This is a genomic window from Caballeronia sp. LZ062, assembly GCF_031450785.1.
GTDB lineage: Bacteria > Pseudomonadota > Gammaproteobacteria > Burkholderiales > Burkholderiaceae > Caballeronia.
In genome coordinates, this window is record NZ_JARTWB010000002.1 from 2,834,190 (window position 1) to 2,856,342 (window position 22,153).

Sequence of the window (22,153 nt, forward strand, 5' to 3'; positions counted from 1 at the left end):
GAGCGCGAAATGGCATGCGATTGCGGGCAAGCGTCCGCGAATACACGGGCGGAAAGAAAGACGCTTAGGATTGCGCTCGTCCTGAACGGGGCCATGTTCGTTGTGGGCATGGCTGCCGGTCTCTGGGCGCAGTCGAGCGGGTTGATGGCGGACGCCCTGGACATGCTTACCGACGCGACGGCGTACGCAATCGGTCTTCTTGCGGTGACTCGCGGTATCAGGTTCAAGCAGTACTCTGCCCGGTGGACGGGAGCAACGCTCATGCTGCTGAGCGTCGGCATTGTTGTCGACGTCGTTCGTCGCTTTGTCTTTGGCAGTGAGCCGCTTGGCGCCGCGATGGTCGGTTTTTCGCTGTTGTCGCTCGGCGTCAATGTCACTGTCCTGCGGATGCTTGCAAGGTATCGACAAGGCGAGGTTCATATGCGCGCTAGTTGGATTTGCACGCGCGCCGACGTGGTCGCGAATGTTGGTGTGCTGGCATCGGGCTTGGTGGTCCTGGCGACAGGCTGGCGGTACGCAGACCTCCTGGTCGGTGTCGCCATTGACATCTATGTGGCGAAGGAAGCAGTGGAAATCTGGCGCGAGGCTGTTCATTCGGCTGAACACAGCTCTGCACTTTCGGAACGATGATGCGTGCAATGGGGCATGCAGGCACCGAGCTTCGGTGGAGCAGCGCCTCACAGTACGATGACAATGCCTGACGATGTCAGAATAAATGTAGTCCCTCAGTGATTCAAGAACACGTGCAGACTGATACCACACGGCGCGCCAGCACGCTCAGCCAGATTCCGCGTGGCATATGGATGCTTGGTTTCGTCAGCATGTTCATGGACATCTCGTCGGAAATCATCCACAGCCTCTTGCCGATGTTCCTAGTGACGAGCCTCGGTGCGAGCGCCACGATGGTCGGCCTCATTGAAGGCGTTGCCGAGGCCGCATCGCCAATTGTAAAAGTGTTCTCAGGGGCACTGAGCGACTACCTTGGCAACCGCAAGTGGCTTGCGGTAGTTGGGTACAGCTTGGGGGCGATGAGCAAACCGCTGTTTGCATTGGCGCCTACTGCTGGCATGGTATTGACGGCGCGCCTAGTCGACCGAGTAGGAAAAGGCATCCGAGGCGCGCCACGGGATGCGCTCGTGGCGGACATCACACCCGCGCATTTGCGCGGCGCGGCCTACGGCCTGCGCCAATCGCTAGATACTATTGGCGCGGTCCTCGGACCGCTTCTCGCGGTCGTGCTGATGCTCGTTTGGGCAGACAATTTCCGGCGGGTCTTCTGGTTTGCGGTGGTCCCGGGGCTCTTTGCCGTGGCGTTATTGGCCTTCGGCGTCAGGGAACCGGCTCGGCAATCACAAGCGAGACGCGTCAACCCTATCAAGCTCGAATACCTGAAGAAGCTCAACAGGCCCTATTGGTGGGTCGTCGGCGTTGGCGCTGTCTTTACGCTGGGACGCTTCAGCGAAGCATTCCTTGTCTTGCGTGCCATGCAGGGCGGCATTCCGATAGCGTTCGTGCCTCTCGTCATGGTAGCAATAAACGCTGTGTATTCGCTCTCCGCCTATCCCTTCGGAAAGTTAGCCGACTCTGTGAGTCACGTTAAGCTACTGGCGCTCGGCCTCGTTGTGCTAATCGCGTCCGACGTAGTCCTCGCATATGACAACTCATGGTCCGTGGTCATAGTCGGCGTGGCGCTCTGGGGCTTGCATATGGGGCTTACGCAAGGACTGCTGGCGACCATGGTCGCGCATTCTGCGCCGCAAGAGCTGAGAGGCACGGCGTTCGGATTTTTCAATTTGACGAGCGGTTTCGCGATGCTTGCCGCGAGCGTCGTAGCCGGCGAACTCTGGGACCGCTTCGGCGCGAGCGTGACGTTCTATGCCGGGGCCGGATTCTGTCTGCTGGCGCTCCTTTCCCTGGCGACCGCCAAGCGCGACGGAAGTGACAAACCATAACCTGCCTTATCCATGAATTACCGCGTCAATTGCATCGACAACCGCACACGGCCGCGCCGAGGCAGGAAACAGCCTTGCTCCCAATAACTGCTGCGGCCCACGCGGCAGAGTTGGCGGAGGACTATCGGGGCCTGCGGTCTTGGCTCGTTCTTGGAATGCTGGTTGCTGCGGCTCCTGCACGAACCAACGTACGGCTATGGCAACGGTCCTCATTGTCGATGACGAACCCGTCATCCTTTCATCCCTTAGCGCGCTGCTTGAATTGCATGGTCACCAGGTGGTAACTGCGTCGAATGGCTTCGAGGCGCTGCGAGCTTCCGCCGCACGGACACCTGACGTAGTCGTCTCGGACTGGGAAATGCCTTTCTTGGACGGCGCATCGCTTTACGGAACGTTCCGGGCAGACCCCCGCCTGCGGATGGTCCCATTTATCTTCATGTCGGGGACTGCGGATTCGCGCGAGATTCCGACGGCAGACTTCTTTCAGAAGCCGTTCAGCCCCACTGATGTAATTCAGGCAATCGCCCGATTACTCAGCTACAGGCAGGGATTCGGCGAGTAGCTTCTCTGGTCCAGCGATGTTGATGGGCTACAGCGCGCGACCATTGAGTACGCGGCGCTGTGGCGACTGCGTTTGCATGTCTCATTGCCGACGGGCTGATTGGAGCCGTGCAACGGACGTCGCGCCACGGAAGCGTGTCGGTGCGTGCGGCCTGTGCAGTGGATAAAAGGCACCGGCCGGAGCAACTGGTCACGTTGATGACCGCTATGCAGAGCACTTTGAGCAAGCGAAGAGCTCGGCGTCGCGGTGCTCTCTGAGCCGTGCAATGCTGATGACCTCGATATCTGCTGGCTGGCAGTACTTTGCCGCTTCTGGGACCGTAGCGGTTGCTGATTCTCGGCAGCTATGAGAGTACTGCGCGGGCACTACTGTATTCCTGTCGCGCGATGGCCCTTGAGCGGCGCTTCGGATTCGGCCCCGGCTTACGCCGTTTTGCCTTACGATTTCCCGATATAGCGGTAACCGACGTGGCTCATCCGGCAATTGGCTTCGTACCGCCGGCTGAGCAACCATGAACTTCGGACGTGGGGGCGGGGCTGAGACACTGACGACGAACTATCACTAACTTGTCCATATTCAGTTCAAGCAAGTCGGTCAAATTTTCACTCGTCTTCGCCCGACCGTAATAATTCGTGGAGGACATAAACTCTTTCTGCTGCTGGCGTGTAAAGATAACGCATCGAACTTGGGTGCGTAAAACATCGGCTAACATGGTGACAGGCGAAGGCGCCGATGACGCCGAAATCATCATCCGCCCGCGGACGGGCGGTGGTTGGCGGGTCGAAATTCCACGCGAGGTGGGCGCGTTCGTCGTCGTTCTCAGCACTCGGACGGAAGCGGTTGTGCTTGCGCGGCAGCTCCGGCCGCGAGCGCAAATCCGCCTACTTCCAGCAACAGAGTCCTCCGAAACATTGACAGACGATTTACGACGGTGAAAGTGCCGCGCGTTTGGGCGCGACTCGAGCCACCGACACAGAGGTGCGAAGGTTGATTTTTGTTCGGTGGACTGATGACACGGCGCTTGGAAACCGCTGGCTCGGATGAAGAAGCACCCGAATTTATACACGCGGACATATCGACCAGCTCCATGCACAACTCTCGCGTCGACGGGGGCCAGTTCGGCGAGGAGACGAAGCTCGTATTGGTGTTGATACGGAGCTGCCGTGTCGTGGAACTTGCGCCGCGCTCACATCGCTCCCAATACTTCTCCGATGGGAAATCGGGGAGGCGGTCTGTTGAGACTGCCCCATACTGACAGTATTTTCGCAATGTCGCCCTCCAACTCCGAGAAGGACGTGGGCTTTTGAAGGAAGGCGTTCGCCCCAAGCTCATAAGCGCGTGCCACGTCGCTTTCCAGTCGAGAGGAAGTAAGCACGACAATAGGCAAAAACCGCAGCGCAGCAGTTGCTCTCACGGTTTCCAGCATCTCCAAGCCTGACATCAGCGGCATCTTCAAATCCAGCAGTACAAATTGCGGGTCTGCCTTTCCACGGCCGCTGAATTCGCCTTCGCATTTCAGATAGTCGAGAGCCCTTTGTCCGTCGCCAATCACGATAACCGGCAACTGGTTGCAGCACCGCTCAAGCGCGACCTGTAGCAGTTCCACATCGGCAGGGCTGTCATCCACGACGAGAATAGGGCGTTCCATTTGCTTCCGACGTTGCACGGATAATCGCATGCCTTAGCAATGGCTGGTCCCGCCGTGCCGACCGGGCCTCGGTCTCGGAGAGCTGACCGCCTGCAACTCGCGCTAGTCGTCGCCGACCTTTCAGCTAGACGTCCTAAGGCCTTTGCGCGACATTTTTGCCGAACGCACGTCCTAGGTCTTCTCGTGGCTGGGTCTGAGAGCGGCTTCTGCCCCTGCAGCGTTAGTATCCGCCGTAGCCGCTGCAATGTCAGTTCGTTCGACTGAGGCCCGATTCACCCTGTTGCGTCCCGCCCGTTTTGCTGCATACAGAGCTTCGTCCGCGAGCCGCAGCGCTGCAGCGAGGCTATTGTCCGGTCCCGGGCTGCAGACGACATAGCCGATGCTGACGGTGATGGGCGGCTGTGCGCGATGCCGCTCGAACCTCCCGGACTGTACTTCGATGTCCGCTCTTATCTCCTCGGCAACAGTCGCAGCGTGCTCCTCGCCGGTGCCAAGCAACGCAACGAGGAACTCTTCACCACCATACCTCGCCGCCACGTCGCTGCCGCGCCGTGCATGCAAGGACAGGCAGTCGGCAATGAGGCGCAAGGCCTCGTCGCCCGCATTGTGACCGAACGCATCGTTGTAAGCCTTAAAGTTGTCTGCGTCGACGAACAGAATGCCGACTTGCTGACCGCTTCTGCTCGCGACCGCCCACAACTCTTCAAGCACTGCATCGAGCGCGCGGCGGTTCGCTAGTCCCGTCAATCCGTCGGTTTCGGCCATCTTGCGAAGCTCCGTTTGCGCGAAATCACGCTCCCTCAGGGCGAAGGCGAGAAGCCAAACCGCTACGGTGAAGGAAGTGGTGACGAGCACAACGAGCGCTGCAACGATGATTGACCTCTGTCTCCACTCCGCCGTTATGTCATCGAGGGCTGGGGCGACGGAGACTATAAGATTGCTTCTGGGGACGTGCGAGAACGTGTACAACCGGGCAACTCCGTCCAGAGGCGACCCCGCTTCGAAAGAGCCTTTGTCTGCACTTAGCGATTCTAGGAATGTCGGCGACGGTATTCGCGGTGCTGTATTCCCCGGCAGCGCCGGATTCCTTGCAATCAATGCACCGTCACTTTGTATGACGAACGCTGAGCCGTGCGGGCCGACTTTGAGCCTGCTAAGCAGTTGCTGAAAGTACCTGACGTCGATAGCGATGAGCGCGACTCCAGCGAAGTCCCCGCGTTGGTCCGTCAGGCGTCGACTCAAGCCGATTGACAAGGCGCCTTCTCTTATGCGCGACTGGAACGGCGCGGACACATAGAGCCCGGCCTTCAGATTCGTTTGATGGACGCGAAAGTAGTCGCGGTCGGCAAAGTTGCCCCGGAATTTGCTTCCACTTCGTTCCTCGAATATGTACCCCTGCGTGTCGATTGCGTAGATACCGCTAATGAATCCCGCAGCAGTAGAGCGGTCGAACAAAACTCGGCGGCGGATTTCTGGCGGTAACGCCATGACAGTCGGGTCTTTTATTCCGTCGACAATCGCGCTCAGAGCAAGGTCGTACACTTCAATGCTGCGGGCGATATCCCCTGTCAACGCGGTGACGACGTTTGCCGATGTCTGTTGCGCTCGCTGGAGTGCGTCATGTCGTGCTTGAGCAAGAACTACCACGGTCGCGCCGAAGACCACAAGACTCATCACGGTGGCGGCCATCGCTAACCAAAAGGGGCGCTGCATCACAGAGCGGGTTGCGATGCGCGAGCCGGGTGGACGTACGGCGGACCGACGCTGACGGTCGCAACCGGGGCCTCTTCGTCTTCTTGATACGCCACCCACCTTCAGCTTACTCAGCAACGCGGCTCCTCTTCTCTCACGAAACGCCCCTGAGTCGGTACCGCCGTTGCGCAGCTATGAAGTCGGTGTCGCAGGCCGGCGGCCGCCGTTGTCTGCTATAGCAATTTTCATGGCAGACCCTCAAACTCCTTACTAGGCGCAGATGAGTACCGATAGGGCCTATTTCATAACCCGGTCTCATAAAGGTTTGCCGACACCGCGGACGTTGCGTTCCCGTTGGGCGAAACGTTCATGTGAATCTGGTCCTGGCGCTGCACTGGCCAGCCGAATCTGTCAGATGGCCGTGGATAGGACGCGCTGTGGTGGAGCTGAGGGGGTGAGTGGCGCAAAGTGGAACACAGTCACTGTCTACGACAAGCTTTCGCTTACGCCCGGGGCCGGCATATCGACCGGCTGGCCTGGTTGTCCTAGCTGATGCGAATGTGCGTTGCTGCGGTGAGAGCGTTCGCTATCGAGACCGGTGTACTTAAGCGAACAGAGCTGCTGGTCCACGTCGGTGCTGGTCTCCCTGTCACAATATGACGAAGACATGGCGGGGAGCGGCGGTTGCAGAGGAATTCATGCCTAGGCTGACTAATCGTGCCAACCGCCGTCATTACGAATTCGGCACAACGATTGCGCGCACGAGGGTGTTCTCTTGAGGTTCTTTTTATGATTCGCGCGCTTCTCGTCGACGACGACGTCGGACCTCTTGAAGCCATTCGTGTGGTCTTTGAGGCTCATGGCTTCCAGGTGACTGTGACCAACAACGGAAAAAACGGACTGAATGAGGCGTTGCAGTCACTGCCTGACATAGTGTTGACCGACTGGGAGATGCCGCAACTCGACGGCGTGAGCCTTTGTCGGGCGCTTCGTGGAAATTCCCGCTTCAGTGGAGTATCGTTGGTACTGATTTCGGGGAAATCGCCGCCGCCAGACGGCCATCTTATGGGATGTTTTTTCAAGAAGCCAGTCGATATTCCGGCCCTTGAAGAGGTACTCCTTCGTTTGAAGCGCCGCCGAACTGATTAACTTCGTCTCCACCGTTGAGTTGCGGAAGCGGCACAGAGTCGCGAGTCTTTTGCCGTCCTAGCGAGATGTGTCTCAACTTGCTGACCGTGCACGTTTGCGGAGATGGCTCTGGGTCGGCAAGCACTGTGACAGCCACCTGCCGGCTCGAGCGTGTCGCCCTGAGACGATTATTGACCGCGTTGCTGTTGAGGTCCGGCATTTGAATGTCCGCAAGACGCAATCCGGCGACTCGTGACGCTGAACGATGCAAGCGTCTAATCCCTCCGAGTTCAGTCTTTAGCACTTACATCACGAGCGCATCGCCTCACTATTCGAGCATCTTTTACGCTGCGACGCGCATTCACTCGTTCGCGTGTGGCATAGTGCCGTCATCGAATCAAAGTAAAGGGGATTGGATGGCTACGCTCGACACTATCGAGGCAAGAATTGAAAAATTGCAGGCACAAGCAGACGCGCTTAAAAAGAAGCGTGCCGTAGGAGTCGTCGCTCAGATTCATTCGTTGATGTCTGAGTATGGCCTGTCGCTCGAGGACCTCGGGTCAACGTCTGATGGCAGGAAGGTTGGCGGAAAAGCGGCGACTAAAAATTCATCCGGTAAGAGCCCTAGCGTCGCGAAATACGAAGACCCTAAATCCGGCGCAACGTGGAGCGGGCACGGTCGCGCACCCGGCTGGTTAGCTAACGCGAGGAACCGGGATAGGTTCCTGATTGATAACAGCGCGCCCACAACAGCGACTGCACCGAAGTCAGTGAAGTCAGACAACTATCGCCGCGGTCCCCAGCCGGCGCTTTACCGCGACCCAACGTCCGGAAAGACTTGGAGCGGCCGTGGAATGGCGCCAGGTTGGCTTGCTAGCGCGAAAGACAGAACGAAGTTTTTGATTAACGGTGCGGCTAATACGAAGACTGCAACGGCCAAGGGTGCGCTCACAATTGACGCAAAGAATTCGGGCTCGGCGGACAAAGCCGTAGCCTCCGCGCCGGCAAATAAATTGGTCGCAAGGAAGGCTGCCTCTAGTCAGAAGGCTGCGACGAAGAAGGGTTCGGCCACATCGACTAAAACTTCTGCAGGGAAGACAGCGGCCGGGAAGAAGTCGACCGCTGCGGCGAAGAAGGCGCCGCAAGTTGCGAGTAAGAAAGTTGCCGGCAAGAAGACTGCAGCAACGAGAGCCTTAGCGAAGAAGTCCAGCAACGTGACGGAATTTAATGCTGTGGGTTCGGTGCCTGCGGCCGATGCCGTCTCGAGCGTCGCTCAGAAGGCCGCTTCCGCAAGCTAAGAAGGTTCTCGCAGGCAACAGTCAGCAGAGACCATTTTCGCCATCGCGGGTGGCAGCATATTTCACTGCTGCCTGCACACGGAGACTTAGCGGACTGCGCTGCTTAATCCTGCTGAAGCTGCTGTGGCGCTTGCTGCGCTCGTTGTTGAGCAGCGTCCTCCTTCGCTTTCTTGTTCGCCATATGCCGTCCGACTAGACAGCCACCGGCTGCACCGAGTACGGCGTGACCTTTGCCGACAAAGTGGCCCGCGATGCCACCAGCGGCTGCTCCCTTTAGACATCCTGCGGCATAAGCTTGCGCCGAAAACGCCATCGTCAGGGCGACCGCACCGACGCTCAGAACCTTGCGCATATATCCTCCTATCGAATCGAGTTAAGTGAAGACAACGTCATAACGCTCGTACTCGCAGAGGGATGACAGCGCAGTCGAACATGGGGACACACTCTCGAGAGCCCATTTCTCGACGGGCAGGGCCCGCTTTTCGTCGAGGCGACATCCTCTTGTCCGCGCCGCGCGATAGAAGCAAAGCGAGGAAGTCGCTAACATGATGAATGCGCACTGTTTCTTTTGCGGCCCGCCCGCTACTCCTACACGCATCGCCGAAGTTCTTCGGTCGATATGTTGTCGATATGCCGAATGGCGCTCGCGATGTAGTCCATGTCGCCTTCTTTAACTCCATCGGCTCCGAAATAGTTTCGCCAGTGCTCGACGACTTCCCAAACCGAGCCAATCAGCATGTATGCCTCGTACTCGTCGAGGCCGAAGGCATCGCACCGGCTTACGGCATTATCAAGCGTTGCTAGCCGCCCCTCACCCCCAAGCTTAAGATGCAGGTAACGCTCGGAGCCGACCCTCGGGCTCGGGAGCACGTCGTATAGCGGGCTAAGCCGCCAAGTGCGTAGCGACGAGTCGTACAGGAATCCATGATTCCGAAGATGGTCGTCGTCATTCGTCACGAAGATGTTGAAGATTATTCGTCGATACAGTTCCACGAGGTCGAACCCGAGGACGCTTTGGTTACAGTAGTCACGCATAACAGACGCAAGCCCGATGTATGACGCGCCGAGGGAAGAACGTTCGTCGCACCCCAACAGCGTTAAGGCACTAATGAACGGGATTCGGTGCTCAATATGTGGAGAGCTGTCATCAGCAGGGTCGCGCGTGCCTCGGCGCGTTGCCGCCTCGTTTTCTCGAGACCAGCTTCGGTCGAAGCGGTCAATCAGCATGACGGAATGACCGTTCACCGCAGTCGCTTTGACGCGCGGGACACACAGCCCGATGTTTGCGGCCATATTCAGGGTGGCGGACTCAACCGCAGGCATGTTGAAGCGGTCGTTGGCGCAGGAGAACTTGGCGAGCATCAATGTGTCGTCGTCATCTCGAACGCATGCCTTCGGTCGAGCTCCGCCCAAGGATGCGCCGCATTCGAAGATGGACGTGCATTGTTCCGGTACCGACCTGTGCTCTTCGATGCAAATGGCACCCTCAATCAGGTCAGGAAGGTCCTCAAGCCGACAAGCGCTATCCACAAATTGGTCTTGATTTGTGGCTCGCACATCAATTGCGCCGACTCGCTGTCCGCCCGCGTGCAGGAGGTACGCTGCCTCTGGCAGGCTGTTCTCGGCGTCGCCTAGCTTTGCTTCGATGACGCGGCGGCCCCACGCGTCCGGCGACGCATCCCGGAGGGCCCCGAACGAGGAGAGCCGGCGCGAAGGACGCAGCGGCTGTCCGGGTCGCTCTTTCGCTTTCTCGAATGACAAATCGGACGGGTCCAGCTCGAACGCATGCCGAGCGCCTAGGTAGCTCGGCTCATATTCGAACGCCGAATCGACACCACCGTCGCTATATTCGACCATCGAAAGTTGACCACAAGGCTGCCAAGCCGCATCCACGTTGGCAAAGACGGTGAGGTGAGAGGTAATGTCTTCCATGGCATCAATCTCGTGTTATGAGTCACCGGCCAAGGCTCGTGCGTAGCGCATAGCGACGCGGAGGCCGGAACCTCGCCGCAGAACTTGGGGAAGGGTCTTGCCTCCGAGGCTCTCGAATGCGTACCTCAGCTCGAAATATTTGCCCCACGGGTCGTCCATGCCTCGCATTGCGCGTATCACTCTCGCAAGCCGTGGCGCAGTGCGGTCGGTCGAAATGAGGAGCGCGGGGAAGAAGTGACCGCGGCCGAGCTTGCCAGCGAAAACCGTCCCATTCCTTTGTCGGCGGGCAAGCTCGAATGGCGAAAAACGGGCACGTCGACAGAACTCAGAGGCTGTCAGCAGGTGCTCTCGGCGCACAAGCAGCCGACGTGCTCGGCGTACGCTGCGCATCTCATCGCCCTCATTCGTGTGCGCCAGTCCGACGTCCGTAGAACGGAGCTTCATGTTGGTCGCTCATTCCAATGTCGATAGCGCTTTAAAGACGGCATCGCAAAGGTCCGTCAAGTTCGGACGTTTTAATGCCAGCTTGAGTTTGTGCTCGATTACCGAGGCGTCACCCGCAGGCGTCACCGTGACCCGCAAAGTTCGGCCGTCAACGTCGCACACTAGATGTGCTTCAACCTCAGCCCCACTTTGGCCGGCAGTGGCACGTTCCACGATGACGACTACTGTTGCGGGCGACTCCGGAACTTCGTGTGGCATTTGGTAGCCTGGCGAGCGAACTGCTTTCATCGCGCGCTTCCAAATCCGGACTCGCGGGTCCATCTCCGCGGCACACGAGTACAAAGGCACGTCATTCGATTTGTCCACAGGTCCGGTGGCGTCGTAGACCTTGACAACAGTACGGCTGAATTCCGACGCCCACGCGCGAGCGAATCTCAGTAGCTCGCGATATGCCTTATCGTCGCCGAGCAGGTCAAGCGGGGCTCGGTCGGAAAGGGCGCCGCACTGACCCGTAAGCAGGTCGAGGCGCAATGTGGCTGGCGCTGGCACCAGAGTCTGCGTGACCTTCCAAAGGCGCTTCAGCTTCAAGCTGGCATCGCAGAGAAGAGCCGGAAACACCTTGTCGCCATCGACGTCGAGCGCGAACACGTGGCCTTTCTCGACCATTTTGGACAGGCGCTTCTCGCTCACGCCCAATCGTGTCCGAAAGACCTCCTCCCGGAGTAGCTCACCGTTTGAAAGCATGTCCCTGTAGCGCTGTGCCTCCTTCGCGCGGACGACTTCCATGGAGAGCGTTCGACCCGTGCGAGCGGGTTCTTCGGGCGTATGTTCCAAGCTTTTTGCATTTGAGACCAGTATTACCACACGCTCAAGGGATGCTTCGTCGGTCACCTCGTTGAAGCCCTCCGACCTCTCATCGAGCCTTTGAAGAAAACGGTGGTCGACATGGCCATCGGCACGGCGAAGTCGCTCGTGCACCCACGGCTGAGGCGGAACGAGTACTCCGCGGACCATGTCGCATTCATCCACTTTCCGATGGGTCTGCAGGCAGAGGACGGTGGCGCCGCCTGGTGCATGGCGCAGACGATTCACCAGTTCTTTGACGTTCATAGCGCAACCCGTAATCTTCCTGTTGACCGACTCCATACCCAAGTAGACTACTCGTTCAATAGCATCACGACGTCGCAATGGCTGTTGAGAGCGGAGAACTGCTCGCTACCAGCCGAGCAACGTTCGCAATCGCTTCAGCATCCAGTCTGTCTCGACCACAGACGTCCACCCTTTGCTTTCAACACCGCGCCGCACGCGGCTCAAGGTAACTTCGCGTGATTGTTGGGGGAAATCCACGGTGTCTTTCACCGTGACAGGGACGAGTTGCCGCGCGAGGTCCTCGCACATCTGCCAACGCTCGAACCGCTCCGGTGCCGTCAAACCGACGACGAACCGGCCGGCAATCATCCGACCGGCGGCTTTGGGCTGCGCGCCAGCAAGTGAAGCGGGCGTGGTATCCCACGGAAAGTCTCTCGACACCTGGGTCGCGAGCTTCTCGTCAAGCAGGAGCTCGGACGATTCCTTCAGCAATTGGCTAACAGAAATAGCTTCATTCAGGCCATCCCAGTGCAGCGTCGCCCCGTCAGCGGAAACTCGAACAGCCGTCATCGTCTGGGATGCCGCTGTGAGCAGCCACGGGAACCAACGAAACGGGACTCGATATTCGTGACCGTCATTCAGCCAAATGGTGAAGGACTCGGCATCTCCCGTTACGGCAGTGACGCGAGGCTCGGTAGGCGAACTCATTTCATCCTCCTGCACCTCCGGCGCGTCGCGCGAGGCGAGCGGCGGATACTAGATTGCGATGACCAGGTTTGGGTTGAAGCTCCGATTTTCATCGGCACCATTTTCACCAGCGCGAATCTTTCTCCGGTACCCACGCGGATTGCAAACGACGCGACATGTTCCGACCATGTAGTCGCAGCTCTCGTGAACGTGGCCATGGACCCAAAGGTCTGCGTGCTGCATCAACGAACTAAGGTCACTTGCAAATGCCGGGGACAGCGGGTCGCCTGCAAATCGTTGCGGAATGGATTTCGCGTGTGGGGCATGGTGTGTCAAAACGACAGTCTTTCCATCGAAGGACTTGCCGAGTTCGGAGGTAAGCCACGCGCGCGCCATCTGATGCAGCTTGAGCGCGTAAGCGGGGGAGAACGCTCGATTGTCGCCGCCTCGATAATGCGCGAATTCGGGCATGCAACGTGCCGCCTCTTTCATCGCTGAGGAAGGTGCACCGTAGAGCGCATAGTCGGTCCACAGGCAAGAGGCAACAAATCGAACATCACCGACGACGTAGGTCTCCATCTCCAGATAGCGGACGTTCGTACCGGAGGCTTGCATCCTGATGGACCTGCTAAGGTCAATCAGATGACCTGACCGTGCTTCCAAGTTGCCGTGGACATAGAGGACTGGCCTCGGCCAGCGGGCAAAAAGCTTGGTCGCACGAGCTCCTCGAGCAATGTCGCCAGCAAGAACCAGTATGTCGGCATCGAGGACAGGGTTAATCCCGGGATGCGCCGCATCAAAGTTTCCTTCGAGATGAAGGTCGGACACGACGTGCAGCTTCATTGCTCGCTCCGAATGCTCGCAAGCGACTCGTTGACGCTCCCTTGAAAGATGTCGACCATGACGATTGGCGAGTCAAGCTCGTCATCGTCGCCTTGATTTGTAGCGGGGCTAATGCTCGAAGCGGGGCGAGCTTCATCTGCGCATTTCTTAGTCGACGCTTGTACTTTCACCGTCTGAAGACACATGTTCAATGCCCGCTGGTAGATGCGGTTCGAGATGGTCCACAGGTCGGAATTCGGACATGGAGGCTCGTCTGGCAAGGCGTTTGGTTGGCACCATTCAAAGAGGGCTTGCACTCGGTCGATGTCGTCCAATGACACTCGAACACCACGCAGGCAGGCATGAACCGCGTCCACGTTCTCATAATCGAGTGGGCCCAACTTCACGCCGATGTGGGTTGCGATTGCACAGCATGACAGGAGGATGCGGTCGCGGCTGTTCAACGCACATGCTACCGGTGTAACGGCGCACGAAAGTGGGCGCAGTAGTGAGCGTGCTTGTAGTAAAAAGATGGACGCCATCTGGACACGCTGCTTGGCGACGAGGCGATAAGTCATCGTGTCAGCTCCTGTTGGAGGCATTCGTGGGCACGAGCTGCAGCCCTCGTTTGCCTGGTCGCACGCGGGATTGATTCGCTCGCCCCTTATTGCCTGAGACCTGGTCTTCAAGCGCAGTTTGGGTGTGAGGCTCTGACCACAAGGTTGGGACGGCTGCCGCCGACAGGGCGATGTCGCCGTCGTGTGGGAAATGGCGAAGGACGTTCAGCGCGACAGTACGAACCAGCGCCCAGAGTGGCGCTTCCTCTGCGTCGAGGAGAGTCTGCAGAAGGATTCGCGCGTCGATGACCGCCTTGGTCCGCTCGTGGGGTTGAGTCATTGCAGTGCTCCCCTGCCGTTGATGGAAGAGGGGAGCTCCGACAGATATTCCTGGGTCACGTCAGCAATCTGCTCGATACCGTGGCGGCGGCACCAGTTCAGCAGCAGATACTGCGAGTCCAGTGTCACCCCAGGTGGCCCAACGAGTTGGTACGACCGGCCGCTGGAGGTAATCCCTTGCATTGCGCGACGGTCAAACGCGGCTATGGCCGAGCTGATGCGTGCTGCAGCGATGTCAGGCCTGAAGCCTAAGAAATGGTGCTCTCCGCGCTCTGGCTCGGTCTGAATAACGGCCCAGGCGATTAGCAGGATTTCGGGTTCGATTCCAACGGGAGCTGTGGACCAGATGGGCATCATGGTCTCCGCGAACGAGCGGCCATGCTCATGCCGTCCGTGAACGACGGCGCGTGGAAGCAGGGCCGGAAGGCGTGGCGGGCTCGCTATCGTTCGACTTTTAGATGCCCGGTGATGAGATATCTATCTCACAGGATAGACGGAGCGACGAGGCCGTCAAGGCCCAATTTCCATGTTAGACGATTGCCTTGTCGGCGGTCTTCAGAATGTCGGTGAAGTCACAGTACCGCTCCAGAGAGTGCGAGCGCACGATGAAGAGGAGCTGTAAAGCCAGGGACAGTGGAATTGTTCCTGCCATTACGTGGTTCTCGAGCGCCTGCTCCGTAATGCTCGTTCCGAGCTTGCTTAGTTGGTCTGTAAGCACAGCGAGGTCGGTAATGCCCCCCTCTCGAAGCTCCACAAGGACAACATCACGAGCCCGCGTAGACCAATCATCTCCCGCAGACACGCTCGCACGCCAGAGCTCGGGCACCGTAGCCGACATGAGCGAAAGGATGTGGAGGAGCGAGCTTAGTCGGAGGCTTCCTCGATTGATGCGCAGAACTAAGCTACGCTCGGTCTCGCTAACCCCATCGCTTGCGAGCAGTTGCACAAGCGAGGAATAGGTGTGCTCCTTGCGAGCCATCGCAACGCGCACTATGCGGCAGGCAAGGCGCGCCCACGGAGAGTCAGCTTCGCTCACGAAAATCCTTCACGAAATTTCTTTGCGTTTTGAAGAGCGACGAGCTATGGTAAAGGTGAGATAAACGTCTCATCCAAAAACCGGCCGGTATAAGTCGAACTACTGTAAACCTCTACGGCCGCCTCACTCGTTCCCGGACATTTTAAGCGATTCGGGACGGTCACCTTGCCCTCAAATGGGGGTGCGCTATGGCAGCTCGAAGCGTCCTTTATCTAACGGTGGAAGGCGTCCTGTTTCCACTGGTCGCGAATCCCGCCAGCCAGCAGCGAACCAAGGGCTTCCCCTAACGAACACCTGCTTCGGCTCGGCGATTTGCTCAAGACCGCGGACAACGCGCAGGTCGTGCTCAGCTCAAGCTGGGTCGCTCAACATGGCTATCGCGCCGTACTTGGCCTACTTCCATCTGCCCTCTCTTCGCGGGTGGTGGGAGCAACGGTGCCTGGAAACCGATTGCTGCGAACAAGCGTAAGGGAGGAGGCCACATCGCGTCGAGACCTTCTGGAGCGCGACTATCTTAGACGCGAGCCCGACGCCGTTTTAGTTCTCGATTGCGACGCGCGGTATGTTCCGATGCAACTGCGGGAAAGCGCCCTAATCATCGAAAACGGGCTATGGCGCGCCCGAACAGAAACGTGGGCGACTATTACAGAGAGGCTTAAGCCCTTGAATCAGCAAAGATTTACCGCGAGGAAGGAATAAGGTGCAGAAAAGCTATTGACGAGCGCTCACCCATCGGAGCATAATCCGATGCCAAGACGCAATTGTCGCAACTTAGAAAGCATCATAGCTAATCTGTTTTAGAATCTCAAGCAAAATTTGAGAGGGCGCCTTGCCCGCTTTAGAAATGTGTCATGCAAAAAACGCGTAGAGCCTTACCCAGTAAGGTTTGGGCGCTACGTCAGCACGCTCTAAAAAAGTTGCGCGCAAATTTTAGAATTTGCGATTTTAGATTTTTAGCTGGCGGAAGACAGGTCTTAAACACATCGTGTTGAACGCGCATCGCCTTACTCGGCAAAGCTCTGGTGGCTCGATGCTGGCACTATCGAAAACTCTCGGGCTGAATCTTCCTGCTTTCCGTCTGAAGTAGATTCGCAGGGAGAGTGGGAAGGGTGGTTTGACCAAGATGAAGAGGACACGAACGACTGAGAGAGCGTCGTACCCCTGAAAATGAGAACGGCCCGTACGGGTGCAACCGTACAGGCCGAATGGCGTACCCCTTTCGAGGCACCCCACGCTTTCGCGCGCGTAGGGTCTCATAAAGGGGGCGCAAAGTCAAGCTCAGTTTGTATGCTTGATTCAATGGAGAATGAGACCCCATGAACCACAGCCCCCCCGCTGATTCGCGGTTCCACGCCCAGCCGAAGTGTCAGCAGCGCCCGGCGCTGCTGACCTCGGCTGACAGAACCTCTTCATCCCAGTCCAAGCCGCATGCAAACACGAGCGGCGCGCGACTTCTTCGCTTCGACTTTTTGTCCGCCGTCAGCCGCCCCAAGCGGATTTTCGCTGACCACGGCAATGGCTCAACCAAACTCGACCTCCTTGTCAAATCGCTCTTAGCGGACTGGCTGCGTTTTGACGTCGACAAGAAGACCTCTGAGTCTCCACCTCCATCGACCGACGTTTCGCAGTCAGCGGCATAAATCCTAGGAATATTAGGATAACGACCCATTCCGCGCACCCATGCTCGCCGAGTCGGTGGCATGCGCCCGCTTAACTGCCGCATCTCGTTCCGGTCACGCGTCACGATGCGTGCCGTCGGATGCGCACGACCAGGAGGTATTCATTCATGATGCCACTTTTGGATACAGCGAAGGCGCGTCTTGCGCTAACGCACGCTTAACTCGTCACGCTGAATCAGTTTGAGCGCGCCTTGCTGTCGGCCATCGTCCGCCAAAACATCTCGACGCCAGCAAACGAATCCAGCCAAGTATCCATAAGGACTTTTGGGTGGCGAGCAGACGAGGCACCAACTTTCGACCAGTTCCTGGAGCACTGGAGTCAGGTGGCGCGTCAGCGAGAGTTGTGCGCGAAGCGCACAGAAAAATCGAATCGTACGAAAGGGGGGTGAACTGCAATGTCTGATGCGAATTTTCCGATTGTCGCGAAACCGATTACGAAGGGTGAACGAGCACTAACGGGCTCAGGACAGGGCGAGCTATTGGAGCTTTCTCCATTCGACCTTGCGAACGCTAATCCCCTCGCGACGCGCGCGCGATATTTTAACGTTTCGTCAACGATTCCGGAGCTGATTGAAGTATTGCCGCCCGACCTAGTACGCCAAGAGCTGGCAAATCGCTGTGCGGAGAAGAGCCTCACTCTCAGCGAAGCCGAGCCGCACATAAAGATTGCAGCTTTAAACGCCTTCTTCGACGGGTTCTCGCCAATCGATGAGCACGTTCAATTTGCGACATCGGTGACTGCTGCCATCGTTGAGCACACGAAGCGAAAGCGCTCGAATCCGAGGTATGAACGTTTCTACTACGCGCTGCCTCACGTTGTAAACAAGTCTCAGCCCTTGCCCGCTCGAAAGGACTATGACTTGCTCGAAGGTCGAAGTTTTATCCTCAAAGGCGTTTGTAGTACCGGACGTGCCGCCTTCGTGAAGCGGTTGCGCGCGATGTATGGACCGCCAATCAGCGCCGAGCCGGATATGCCCGATGCGCCCCCGGGCATCTGGTATTTCCCGACCCTCACGGTCGAGCTTGAAGAGTGCGAATCTCTGGAGGACGTCATCGAATCCATGAGAAGTACCTTCGTTGCCGAAATCCAAGACCCGACATTTGGGCAGAAAGCAATCTTCCGAGCGCTAAAGGGACGTGACGCGAAGATTGCAGCGATTGCCGCTTGCCTTTTGTTGAACGTGGGCCTATTCATCTTGGACGGCGCCGACGTTGAACACATTGGATGCGACTTCGAGGGCATCCTCGCTTTTGCCGTGAAGTTGAAATCGTACGGCATACCGGTTCTTCTCTCCTGCACCGATGCGTTCTTCCGTCGTGCTTCGCTGGGTTCCTCACGAACTGGTAAAGCCCTCAATGGGACCATCGTCACGCTCCGCCCCTTCAAAGCACCCGATGAGCTAAAGGGGGACGTGGTGTTCGATGACGAGAATAGCGACCTCGACTTCGATGAGTGGACAAGCTATTGCGTGTTCTTTTGGTTGGGCGGTCTGTTCGGCGATAGGAGTCGCCCGATGCCGAAAGGGCTGCCGGCGTGGACATACGAGATTTGCATGGGTCGCATTGGGTGGCTCGCGGCAGGTTTCAAGGCGCTGCACGAGAAGCTCGTCTGGTGTCCGGACACCGTGCTGACAGAGGTCTTCGTGACCAGCTTCTTCGAGGAGCAACTCGCCTATTGTCAGGATGCACGTCTTGCTCTTAAGGCAGCTCAAAGCAACCAAACGGTGAATGAAACAGACTTCACACGGTTCATGGACCATTTCGAGGCGAATGCTGCCGAGCAACTGAAGTTCCTTCCAACCCTTGCTATCGCGCCCAGAACCCGGGCGCGCCGCTAACGTGTCTCTCCTCTTGAGACCAGCGTTCCCCGATGGGGAACTGGTCAACGGATATCTCAGGCGAGTGTCCGACCTACATGAGAATCAGTCGTTGGCCCTGCTCTGTCGAAGATTGCTCGCGCGAAAGACAGGGCTCGACGGAATGCCGAGTTGCTTGGCCGAGTTTCATTCATCGATAGGACATCTGTACTGTGATGTTGAGACGCTTTTGTCTCGCCATACCTACCTCGACTACTACAGTTGCGGCCTGCCGGTGAATCGTCTCGGCGAGCAACGAGCGCGACTGTTGGGCAAGCTTCGTGGACCGGTACGGCTGTGCAGATTGCCGGTGTTGTTCACGCCTTCGGAGGGCGAGCATCTTGTTTGCACTGAATGCCTTTTGCTATCAGCGCACACATATCCTTTCGAATTTGTACATCGGAATCACGTTGCGCCTTTCGTGACGGTCTGTGGCACACACGGCCGCCCGCTGGAATCACCTGGAACACAGGGTCTACTGTTCGACCAGCTATGTAGGTCATCGCCGACTCAGCGGCAATTGCTCTGTGCAATTGAGTTCGCGAAACGCACCACAGATTGCATCGAGGGTGGGCTTTTTGGCCTCATGTATCAGAGGGAGAACGTGAGGAGGGCTTTATTAGAGGCGGGCTGGATTGCAGACGGAGGCCGAATCCATCTCGCACAGTTGATTGAGGAGTTCAAGCTCTTCTTTGACTCGTCGTTTGCGGACGAGCGGCTAGCCTTGCTACTGAGTTCACATGACCACGTTCATAACGCGATTCGGGCGTTGATGCGACCCGACCATGCGCTGCATCCGGTGTGGTGCATTCTGCTGGTCTGGTTCGCACAAGACTGTTCGTATTGGCAACATCGGCCGTCGGTCCGTGCTCGACAAGAGCAAGTCCGTCTCCCTGAGGACCATGAGATTGCCCAGCTCCTAGGAAAGCATGGTTCGCTGAACAAGGTGGCTCTGGAAGCTGGGGTAGACAAACATCGATTGGCGATGCGATGCAGGCTTGTTGGTATCGCATTCACGCCGCGCGAACGGCACGTCGACGACAGCCAACTGAAGGCGGTTACGCGCTTGTTCGAAGACGGTCGACGACCAGCGGAGATAGTTCGACTGACCCGAATGTCGAGTGCAACCGTCTATCGGATTTTGGGGGCTTTGCCGGACCTCTTGGCAACGAAGCGGAAAGCTGCGAGCCGCAGGCGAACAGATGCAGCCAAGCGGCGCTGGACATCCCTTTGTCGAGCAAATCCGCTTGCAGGTGTGGCGAATCTTAGAGCGAAAGCGCCTGCGGTCTACGCGCAGCTGCAGCGCAACGCATGTGGGTGGCTGTCCCAGCATAGCCCCGAGCGAGCGCGAAGCCGCCGGCGCGCTGGCTCGAAGCGCGCTCCACAGCTGGTGCGCACGATGAGTTTGGCAGCAAATCTTGCTGCGACCGAGTGCAGCCGACGTGACCGGCCGCCAGAAAGACGTTCGAGATACCGCATGCAACAAAAGTTAGGGTTGTCCGAATACGCATTCGAAACGACCGAGCATGACGCAAGAAGCACCTCGTTACTTCAATCTCGCAGCGAGGCGATTGCGAACAGCATTGATTGGGCAAGCAGACGATTGCCGGCAGGACTTGGGGCGACTTTGTGGCGGCTCGGTAAGGCTGCGAGTCTGCGAACCTCCACAGTGAGACACGAGATTAAGAGGAGGAGAGGTGCATCGTGATGGGATAGAAGGTCGGCTTCTTTTACGTTCGAAGATTCAGAAGGAGGAAGACGTTGTTGGATGCATCAGCCGCTTGTTCGATTATCGAGCGGTCGATACGCGAAAGGAACTGATTGAGGCCTTTGGGAACACTTCAGCGCGTCTCGTCTGGTCGTTTCCGTCGCGATTGGAAACTGCGATATCCCTTCTGCCGAAGGCCTTGCCGGAAGTGGAGGAGTTGGTCCGTGGTCACACGCGATTTCCGCTGTTCTCCCCGTTTCTCAGCAAATCATCGCGACGGCAACTGTATATGCATCATAGGCGCATGGGGTACGCGTCGGCAGCAAGCTCTTTTGGAATGCATGACCGGTCTAGATTGGGCATCTGTCTAAAGTGTGTCGAGCAGGATTTAGCTAGCCGTAACCCAGGCTTCGCTTACTGGCGACGTGCTCACCTCATCCCAGGGGTTGCCTACTGTGTGGTTCATCAAGAGTTGCTCTACACGTTCTGCGACGTATGCGAGTTTGGTCACCGACGAAACAATGAGCCACTGATGCCCGCTAAGCGGTGCCTGTGTGGCAAGGCGCTTCAGCGGATAGTGAAGCCAAGGCGTCAGAAGTCCGAAGACGCTCTGCTTGCTATTGATTCGATGGCTGTTGACTTGCTGCAAGGAAAGTGTGTCGCGGCGATTGAACCAGGACTGATTCCGATGCACGCCCGTGGATATATGCAACGTACTGTACTACCAGAGCGGGTACACGTCAGGAAGGAGACGACCGCACTTCTCGATAACGCCATCGGAAGCGAGGGGCTACAACTTTTGAACATCGGTGGTAGTACCGTAAGCCGCCTACTCGGCGAGCTTCACGATGGCCAATATTTGATAAACCCGAGGCAAAACACTGCGTTCGCCTATGCCGTATTCGGAGATTGGCAGGGTTTGAAGGAAGAGGTCGACCTTCGTCGAAACGACGTCGAAGCCTATTTGGCTTCTTCAACCTACGTTCCCAAGCGGGTAAGGGAGGTCGAATCTGGTCGAACCGGTGAAATCAGCAAAAGGCTCGACCTGCTGAATGACGAGCAGCTCGCGGTCCGACGTCAGGAAGCTCGAGCCTTTATCGAAAAGGTGCTAGCAGAGCATCCGTCGATTACGAGACGGAAGCTAATAAAGATGAAGGGGGGGAAGAGGCACTTCTACTTTGCTTTCTATAAGGATTCTGATTGGTTCTCACGTGTGATGCCCGCGCGAACGCCCTCGCAACGCAAGGCGCTTGCTGCTCTCCAACTTTCCAAACAGGCTCACGAGCCGTCAAAGGAAGAGATTCAGATGGCTAACCGAATCTACGCGCGCTGCGACCAACTGCTCCGTACAAAGCCGCTTGAACGCATCACGCGCGCCCGTCTCCTCAATAACACAAGGAACGAATCAGTGAAGGGCTGGGCAGAAAAGTCGCCGACCGTCCGCGAGGCGCTTGACGTGTGCGTCGACTCACCAGAGGAATACACCGAAAGGCGCATCGGATACGTCTGCGAAAAAGTAAGGGAAATCTCGCTTTTTCATCCGTACGGGTCCAAGAACTCGTACCGAGGACTGAGCGAACGTCATGTCAAATTCCGTTTGAATAAGGCTATGAAATGGTTGAGAAAACACTCAAGATAATCGGTGATTGCAGCCACCTTCCAGGCTCGCGCGCAGAAGGCGAACGACTCCGCGGGCTAGCAGTGGCTGAGGGTAATCGACCGGC

At 57.6% G+C, this 22,153-nt stretch carries 21 protein-coding genes and 1 pseudogene; 11 read left to right on the plus strand and 11 right to left on the minus strand.

Translation table 11 applies throughout. From position 1 onward, the window contains the following. Window positions 1–9 precede the first annotated feature (9 nt). The 3 genes from P9239_RS19255 (at window position 10) to P9239_RS19265 (ending at window position 2,514) form a co-directional block, all read left to right on the plus strand. Window positions 10–630, plus strand: coding sequence for a cation diffusion facilitator family transporter (locus P9239_RS19255; RefSeq protein WP_309753726.1), 621 nt, complete (start codon window positions 10–12; stop codon window positions 628–630). A gap of 173 nt (window positions 631–803) precedes the next feature. Continuing rightward, the gene (locus tag P9239_RS19260) at window positions 804–1,952 is read left to right on the plus strand and encodes an MFS transporter (RefSeq protein ID WP_309754166.1); all 1,149 of its coding nucleotides are present in this window, start codon (window positions 804–806) and stop codon (window positions 1,950–1,952) included. Between the two features lie 196 nt (window positions 1,953–2,148). Further along, window positions 2,149–2,514: a response regulator gene (locus tag P9239_RS19265; protein ID WP_309753727.1), complete on the plus strand. Its 366-nt coding sequence runs from the start codon at window positions 2,149–2,151 to the stop codon at window positions 2,512–2,514. 1,186 nt (window positions 2,515–3,700) lie between these two features. On the opposite strand, the gene P9239_RS19270 is transcribed toward P9239_RS19265, so the two are convergent. Continuing rightward, on the minus strand, window positions 3,701–4,162 hold the full coding sequence (locus P9239_RS19270; RefSeq protein WP_309753730.1) for a response regulator: 462 nt from the start codon (window positions 4,160–4,162) through the stop codon (window positions 3,701–3,703). Window positions 4,163–4,333: 171 nt separating this feature from the next. After that, window positions 4,334–5,851, minus strand: a complete 1,518-nt coding sequence (locus P9239_RS19275; protein ID WP_309753731.1) for a sensor domain-containing diguanylate cyclase — start codon at window positions 5,849–5,851, stop codon at window positions 4,334–4,336. A 720-nt stretch (window positions 5,852–6,571) separates the two neighbouring features. On the opposite strand from P9239_RS19275, the gene P9239_RS19280 reads away from it, so the two are divergent. Then, window positions 6,572–7,003: a response regulator gene (locus P9239_RS19280; protein ID WP_309753732.1), complete on the plus strand. Its 432-nt coding sequence runs from the start codon at window positions 6,572–6,574 to the stop codon at window positions 7,001–7,003. Between the two features lie 395 nt (window positions 7,004–7,398). Then, window positions 7,399–8,280 (plus strand): H-NS family nucleoid-associated regulatory protein, encoded by an 882-nt coding sequence (locus P9239_RS19285; protein ID WP_309753734.1) that lies wholly within the window; start codon window positions 7,399–7,401, stop codon window positions 8,278–8,280. Window positions 8,281–8,383: 103 nt separating this feature from the next. Here P9239_RS19285 and P9239_RS19290 read toward each other — a convergent pair whose 3' ends face one another. The 9 genes from P9239_RS19290 to P9239_RS23425 all read right to left on the minus strand — a co-directional run bounded on the left by P9239_RS19290 (window position 8,384) and on the right by P9239_RS23425 (window position 15,186). Continuing rightward, complete coding sequence (locus P9239_RS19290; protein WP_309753736.1) at window positions 8,384–8,632, minus strand: hypothetical protein; 249 nt, start codon at window positions 8,630–8,632, stop codon at window positions 8,384–8,386. Between the two features lie 236 nt (window positions 8,633–8,868). Next, window positions 8,869–10,212 carry a HipA domain-containing protein gene (locus P9239_RS19295; RefSeq protein ID WP_309753738.1) on the minus strand — a complete coding sequence of 448 codons (1,344 nt, stop codon included), beginning with the start codon at window positions 10,210–10,212 and terminating at the stop codon, window positions 8,869–8,871. A gap of 453 nt (window positions 10,213–10,665) precedes the next feature. Next, window positions 10,666–11,766 (minus strand): hypothetical protein, encoded by a 1,101-nt coding sequence (locus P9239_RS19300; RefSeq protein ID WP_309753740.1) that lies wholly within the window; start codon window positions 11,764–11,766, stop codon window positions 10,666–10,668. A 105-nt stretch (window positions 11,767–11,871) separates the two neighbouring features. Next, the gene (locus P9239_RS19305) at window positions 11,872–12,453 is read right to left on the minus strand and encodes a DUF2442 domain-containing protein (protein WP_309753742.1); all 582 of its coding nucleotides are present in this window, start codon (window positions 12,451–12,453) and stop codon (window positions 11,872–11,874) included. Window positions 12,454–12,501: 48 nt separating this feature from the next. After that, a complete protein-coding gene (locus P9239_RS19310; RefSeq protein WP_309753744.1) occupies window positions 12,502–13,275 on the minus strand; it encodes a metallophosphoesterase in 774 nt (257 codons plus the stop codon). After that, window positions 13,272–13,832, minus strand: a complete 561-nt coding sequence (locus P9239_RS19315; protein ID WP_309753745.1) for a hypothetical protein — start codon at window positions 13,830–13,832, stop codon at window positions 13,272–13,274. Before P9239_RS19315 ends, P9239_RS19310 begins: the two co-directional genes overlap by 4 nt. A 4-nt stretch (window positions 13,833–13,836) precedes the next feature. Continuing rightward, window positions 13,837–14,151, minus strand: a complete 315-nt coding sequence (locus P9239_RS19320; protein WP_309753747.1) for a BPSL0761 family protein — start codon at window positions 14,149–14,151, stop codon at window positions 13,837–13,839. Continuing rightward, complete coding sequence (locus P9239_RS19325) at window positions 14,148–14,507, minus strand: hypothetical protein (RefSeq protein WP_309753749.1); 360 nt, start codon at window positions 14,505–14,507, stop codon at window positions 14,148–14,150. The genes P9239_RS19320 and P9239_RS19325 overlap by 4 nt, the downstream gene beginning before the upstream one ends. Before the next feature lie 172 nt (window positions 14,508–14,679). Further along, window positions 14,680–15,186: a DUF6471 domain-containing protein gene (locus P9239_RS23425; protein WP_404980076.1), complete on the minus strand. Its 507-nt coding sequence runs from the start codon at window positions 15,184–15,186 to the stop codon at window positions 14,680–14,682. Between the two features lie 294 nt (window positions 15,187–15,480). Here P9239_RS23425 and P9239_RS23430 point away from each other — a divergent pair, with 294 nt between their 5' ends. The 6 genes and pseudogenes from P9239_RS23430 to P9239_RS19340 all read left to right on the plus strand — a co-directional run bounded on the left by P9239_RS23430 (window position 15,481) and on the right by P9239_RS19340 (window position 22,068). Further along, window positions 15,481–15,885 carry an HAD domain-containing protein gene (locus P9239_RS23430; protein WP_404989718.1) on the plus strand — a complete coding sequence of 135 codons (405 nt, stop codon included), beginning with the start codon at window positions 15,481–15,483 and terminating at the stop codon, window positions 15,883–15,885. Between the two features lie 617 nt (window positions 15,886–16,502). After that, on the plus strand, window positions 16,503–16,826 hold the full coding sequence (locus P9239_RS19330) for a hypothetical protein (RefSeq protein WP_309753751.1): 324 nt from the start codon (window positions 16,503–16,505) through the stop codon (window positions 16,824–16,826). A 434-nt stretch (window positions 16,827–17,260) separates the two neighbouring features. Further along, complete coding sequence (locus P9239_RS19335) at window positions 17,261–18,703, plus strand: hypothetical protein (RefSeq protein ID WP_309753753.1); 1,443 nt, start codon at window positions 17,261–17,263, stop codon at window positions 18,701–18,703. 1 nt (window position 18,704) lies between these two features. After that, window positions 18,705–20,429 (plus strand): TnsD family Tn7-like transposition protein, encoded by a 1,725-nt coding sequence (locus P9239_RS23435; RefSeq protein ID WP_404980075.1) that lies wholly within the window; start codon window positions 18,705–18,707, stop codon window positions 20,427–20,429. Next, window positions 20,419–20,895 (plus strand): annotated as a pseudogene (locus P9239_RS23440) (TniQ family protein); the annotation flags it as partial. The gene P9239_RS23435 and the pseudogene P9239_RS23440, both read left to right, overlap by 11 nt. A 66-nt stretch (window positions 20,896–20,961) precedes the next feature. Then, window positions 20,962–22,068, plus strand: coding sequence for a hypothetical protein (locus P9239_RS19340; RefSeq protein WP_309753755.1), 1,107 nt, complete (start codon window positions 20,962–20,964; stop codon window positions 22,066–22,068). Window positions 22,069–22,153: the final 85 nt, after the last annotated feature.